Source organism: Vibrio sp. 10N.222.46.A1, from assembly GCF_041473595.1.
Lineage (GTDB): Bacteria > Pseudomonadota > Gammaproteobacteria > Enterobacterales > Vibrionaceae > Vibrio > Vibrio tasmaniensis_A.
In genome coordinates, this window is the sequence record NZ_JBFRSN010000732.1 from 1 (window position 1) to 5,680 (window position 5,680).

Consider the following 5,680-nt stretch of genomic DNA (forward strand, 5'->3'; position numbering starts at 1 on the left):
GCGTTAGTTCAATACCCTGGTACAACAGGCGAAGTTCGTGATCTAACAGACATCATTGCGAAAGCTCAAGCAAACAAGACTCTTGTAACGGTTGCAACTGACCTACTTGCTTCTGCTCTACTTAAGCCAGCTGGCGAAATGGGCGCAGACGTAGTAATCGGCAGCGCGCAACGTTTCGGTGTTCCTATGGGTTACGGCGGTCCACACGCTGCATTCATGGGTACTCGTGAAAAGCATAAGCGTACAATGCCAGGTCGTGTAATCGGTGTTTCAATCGATACTCACGGTAACCAAGCACTACGTATGGCAATGCAAACTCGTGAGCAACACATCCGCCGCGAGAAAGCGACATCGAACATCTGTACAGCTCAAGCACTTCTAGCAAACATGGCGTCTTTCTACGCGGTTTACCACGGTGCAGAAGGCCTTCGTACTATTGCTCGTCGTACACACCACATGACAGCTATCCTAGCGGCTGGCCTGACTAAAGCGGGTTACGAGCTAACGAACAACAGCTTCTTTGATACCATCACGCTGAACACAGAAGACAAGACAGATGCACTGTACGCAAAAGCGCAAGCCGCAGACATCAACCTTCGCCTTCTTAAGGGTAAGATCGGTATCAGCTTAGATGAAACAACAACAATCGACGACGTGAACGCACTGTTTGCAATCTTCGACGTGAAAGAAGACGTTCAAGCACTATCTTCTGACATTGCATCAAACGAGTTTGCAGCAATTCCAGAAAACTGCCGTCGTGAATCAGAGTTCCTAACTCACCCAGTATTCAATACGCACCACAGCGAAACGCAAATGATGCGTTACCTAAAACAGCTTGAGAACAAAGACTTCTCACTAACGCACGGCATGATCCCACTGGGCAGCTGTACGATGAAGCTGAACGCTGCTGCTGAGATGATCCCAGTAACATGGCCTGAGTTTGGTTCTATTCACCCATTCGCACCTCTTGATCAAGCAGCAGGTTACACAGCGCTAGCGAAAGATCTTAAAGAGAAGCTTTGTGAAATTACCGGTTACGACGATTTCTCACTACAGCCTAACTCTGGTGCATCTGGCGAATACGCAGGTCTAATCGCGATTCAACGCTACCACGCAAGCCGCGGTGAAGCTCACCGTAACGTTTGTCTGATTCCAAGCTCTGCGCACGGTACTAACCCTGCAACAGCATCAATGGTGTCAATGAAGGTTGTGGTTGTTAAGTGTGATGAAGATGGCAACATCGACATGACAGACCTAGCAGCAAAAATCGAGAAGCACAAAGACAACCTATCAAGCATCATGATCACTTACCCTTCTACGCACGGCGTATACGAAGAGCAAGTGAAAGAAGTGTGTGAACAAGTACACGCAGCGGGCGGTCAGGTTTACCTAGACGGCGCGAACATGAACGCTCAAGTAGGTCTAACTTCACCTGGCTTCATCGGTTCAGACGTATCTCACTTGAACCTACACAAAACATTCTGTATCCCACATGGTGGTGGCGGTCCGGGTATGGGTCCTATCGGCGTTAAATCGCACCTAGCACCTTTCCTACCAGGTCACATCGAAAACGGTGTACAAGGTTCTGACTATGCGGTATCAGCAGCAGATCTAGGTAGTGCTTCAATTCTACCTATCTCTTGGGCTTACATTGCAATGATGGGCGAACCTGGCCTAACAGACGCAACGAAAGTAGCAATTCTGAACGCAAACTACGTGATGGAGAAACTACGCCCTCACTACCCTGTTCTTTACCGTGGCACTAACGGCCGCGTAGCGCACGAATGTATTATCGATATTCGTCCACTTAAAGAAGACACAGGCATCAGCGAAGAAGATATCGCTAAGCGTCTAATGGACTTCGGTTTCCACGCGCCTACTATGTCTTTCCCAGTAGCTGGCACACTAATGGTAGAGCCAACTGAATCTGAAGATTTAGAAGAGTTAGACCGTTTCTGTGAAGCGATGATCGCAATCCGTCACGAAATGGCAGCAGTGAAAGCGGGTGAATGGCCACTAGATAACAACCCTCTAGTGAACGCACCGCACACACAAGTTGACCTTTCAGGCGCAGAATGGGATCGCCCTTACTCTCGCGAACTGGCTTGCTTCCCATCGAAAGCAACCAAGAACTCGAAGTACTGGCCAACTGTTAACCGTGTAGACAACGTATACGGTGACCGTAACCTAATCTGTTCTTGCCCAAGTATCGATAACTACGAAGACTAATTTTTGTAGATTTTAGATAAACAAAAGCGAACCACTTGGTTCGCTTTTTTGTTTTTGTAGTTATTTGGTTGCTAGTGCAATTTACTTAATAAAGTGACTTCGGACTTGTTTTACACTCGGGATTTAACGTTGGCTAGGCAACGCTCAATCATTATTTGTTATACGCGTATTGGATTAGTTTCGTGATAATTTAGACTTGGTTAGTAATATGAATTGTTCAGGGTCTATGTACCCTTTAAATATTGGAGGTTCTGTTGTGTATCCCCCCATCCAACGATCGGGACCAGTTTCTGGGTATTCCATACGTGACCCCATTCTTATTGAAAAATGTATATGGGCATTTACACCAATGCCAAAATCCTCTGAAGGGTCAGCTATATAACCAAGCAAATCCCCTTTTTTAATTGCCCCTTTTGAGACTAACCAGCTTTTTAATGACAGATGACCGTACAATGAATAAAGGTTTTCTTTTGGGTGATCAATAATCACAACGCCAGGATAACCGTTCATGTAACCAGAATAACTTACAACACCATCAGCAATAGCGTATACCGGCTCTCCAACTTCAGCGAAATAGTCTATGGCAGCATGATATAAATGAGGAAATCGAGAAGCAGTATTAAATGAGGCAAAACCCTGTAATTCTGAACGTGAATCCAGAGGAAATCTATATGGCTCTTTTAAATTTTCAGCAATCCCCTCTAATATCGGACGGACAAGATTAAGTTCTTCATCAACCAGCCGCTGTTTCGTGTCCGTGAGTACTTTTGAACCTAAAAATACTAAAGGCAAAATAGTAAGGGTAATGATTACAATAACTTTCTTTGATATTTCCATCGATTTCCCTTCCATTGACATCGAAGCGTATACGCTGCATTAAGTTGTGAGCGGCGCTTAGCTATACTTTGAGCAAAGCGAAAACGCCAAGCGTTGCGAATCACTCTCAAATGCTTGTTATACGCCTGTGCGTTAAAAATCACAGCGCTTTTCAATTGATGGTATGTGTTTACTTCTAGACCTTCTATCAAGAACCAAATACTTACCATGGTTAATAAGGACTTCATATTGAATGTTCTTGCGGCCGCCACCAAGGTGTTTTTCTGGCCAACTCGGCCAAGACTTATATACGCGACCTGTGAACTTAAGCACTTCCCTATCAGCAAGTGGCTCCATATAAGAGCTAAAATCACGGTCTACAACAAAACCCAAAATTTCATTATCCAGCAAGAAGTCGTCACCCGCATTCTTTCCAATAATTTTCCATACCTGAGGCTCACTTGTTCCAAAATAATCGGTTGCCAATATAGAGAACGATTGAAAGCAGCCATTTTGTATTTCTTGTTTTCGGCTACAACTGTAAATCAAGAGAGTTATACATCCTAAAACACAAATCCATTTGTAAATCATATATCTATCACTCATTGGCTAGCGATGTATGACGGCCGCTTATGTGGTGAGCAACGTAATACGGCGTACGGCAACTAGCACCGCGTTAAGCAGTGGGTAAACGTTGACCACCAAACCTAAACCATCGTGCCGTAAACACTAAATTCAAAGCAATCCGAAAATGCCAAGCGTTGGGAATCCGTCTTAAACGTCGTTTTGTTAAAACTACGCTTTCCTAATTGGTTGACATATAAACCACAAAAAACAACACGCAAACGTTAATCCTGCGGCATTTAACTCGTTAAGTCCGAATTGATTGACGAAAAGGGAACTACCCGAAGCTGCAACAAAAAAGGTAGCATAATAATAGACCTTGAACAGCTTTAACTCATGAGAACACTTTTTGCATTTTATTAGTTTGCCAGGGATGAATTTAAACTTATCCCTCACAGTCAAGGGCTCTGCGCAGTTTGGGCACTTGAACATATCCACTCCTAATTGGCATTGTAAAGCCAATAGGCTAAGAGCAACTAGTTTACTATGCAAAACAGTAAGAATTTACTTCGAGGGAGTTCAAAAATGCCACGTAGCTATATTTCCTAATTATGTCGCCTTTGAGCGTATGAAAGAACGACTCCACCTCCGCATTATCAGTACAATGACCTGGACGATTCATACTCGGGACAATTCCATTTTTTGATAGTAAAGCTTGAACTTCATGGGCTCGATATTCAGAGCCTCTGTCGGTATGAAACAATAATCGCTCTTGTGGCTTTCGATTTCTAATTGCCATTCTCAACGAACTCATCGTTAGCTGTGTACTCTTCTTGCTACCAAGCGACCAACCGACGATTTTACGCGAGTAAAGATCGATAACGACCGCTAGATACATCCAACGTTTACCTTGCTTTATATACGTTAGATCTCCAGACCATTGTTGATTAACTGCCGTTGGTTTTGGTGTATCTTTTTCAATATTCTTAATCGATTGATAGAACCGATGTAGCTTGGCCATCTTTAGGTAAATCCGATAACTTCGCGCTCGTAGGCCTTGCTCTCTCATGATCCGAGCCACACGCTTGCGGCTAACCAAAACTCCTTGGCGCCTAAGCTCTGCATGAACCCTTGGACTACCGTAGGTCTCTTGACTCTGAGAAAACACTTTAATTATTCGCTTCTTCAAAGCCTGCTCTTCTTGAGCATAGCGACTTGGCTCTCTGCCAAGCCATGCGTAGTAACCCGACTTAGAAACAGATAGAAAACGGCACATCAATACTATGGAATAACGTGTTTTGTAATGGGCTATGAATCGGAATTTTGTCGATTTTCTTGGGCAACGAATCGTTGCCATTTTTTTAACAAGTCATTCTCGAGCTTAAGTTGTTCGTTCTGACGTTCAAGCTCTGCAATCCGACTAGACTCAGTTTTCTGGCTCGGGATCTGAGTCCTTTTCTTGCGTTTATCTTCCATAATACCCCCTTCTCGATAGTCCTTTCGCCATTTAGAAAGCATATAAGGGTGGATATCTAATGATAGCGCCACGCTTTTAACTGTAGCTCCTTCTCGAAGCGAAAATCGGATGGCAATTACCTTAAATTCCGTGGGATATTGTTGAGTTTTTTACCTGATTTATAAGCTGGCATAAACACCTCCAATTACAATTGAAGGTGTCCAGTAGATCGGGTCAACTACAGAATCTGTCTTAAACAGGTTGTTGAACGAAGCCGCTGCGCGGCAGAGTAAAACAAGTGCAAGCCATACTCTTGTCACACCATCACCCTGATGGTCGTTGACAGGAGTAACTTATGAATCCCACCGACTTAAAACGCTACAACGCCCTTTATGAACAACACCTTACCAACCTAAAGCTGCAAGGTAAACGACCCGCGACCATTGATGCCTATTCTCGTGCAGTTCGTCGGATCACCGCTCATTTCGATCGCGTTCCTGACACATTAACCACGGCCGATCTCAAACAGTTCTTTGCGTCTCTTATCCAAACCCACTCGTGGAGCACCATTAAACTCGATCGTAATGGCTTGCAGTTTTTCTATCGCTACACACT

4 protein-coding genes and 1 pseudogene are annotated in these 5,680 nt (G+C 44.2%); 2 read left to right on the forward strand and 3 right to left on the reverse strand.

The features are described 5' to 3' along the window. Nucleotides 1-2,229, forward strand: a 2,229-nt coding sequence (gene gcvP, locus AB4496_RS19280) for an aminomethyl-transferring glycine dehydrogenase (RefSeq protein WP_372131654.1), incomplete at its 5' end; no start/stop codon positions are given. A gap of 174 nt (nt 2,230-2,403) precedes the next feature. On the opposite strand, the gene AB4496_RS19285 is transcribed toward gcvP, so the two are convergent. The 3 genes and pseudogenes from AB4496_RS19285 to AB4496_RS19295 all read right to left on the reverse strand — a co-directional run. Further along, nucleotides 2,404-3,066, reverse strand: coding sequence for a M23 family metallopeptidase (locus AB4496_RS19285; RefSeq protein ID WP_029223951.1), 663 nt, complete (start codon nt 3,064-3,066; stop codon nt 2,404-2,406). Between the two features lie 132 nt (nt 3,067-3,198). Continuing rightward, nucleotides 3,199-3,636, reverse strand: coding sequence for a hypothetical protein (locus AB4496_RS19290; protein ID WP_017097967.1), 438 nt, complete (start codon nt 3,634-3,636; stop codon nt 3,199-3,201). 565 nt (nt 3,637-4,201) lie between these two features. Continuing rightward, a pseudogene (locus tag AB4496_RS19295) lies at nt 4,202-5,258 on the reverse strand (IS3 family transposase); the annotation flags it as partial. Nucleotides 5,259-5,420: 162 nt separating this feature from the next. Between AB4496_RS19295 and AB4496_RS19300 the strand changes: the two are divergent. After that, on the forward strand, nt 5,421-5,680 hold a 260-nt coding region (locus AB4496_RS19300; RefSeq protein WP_198592095.1), incomplete at its 3' end, for a site-specific integrase.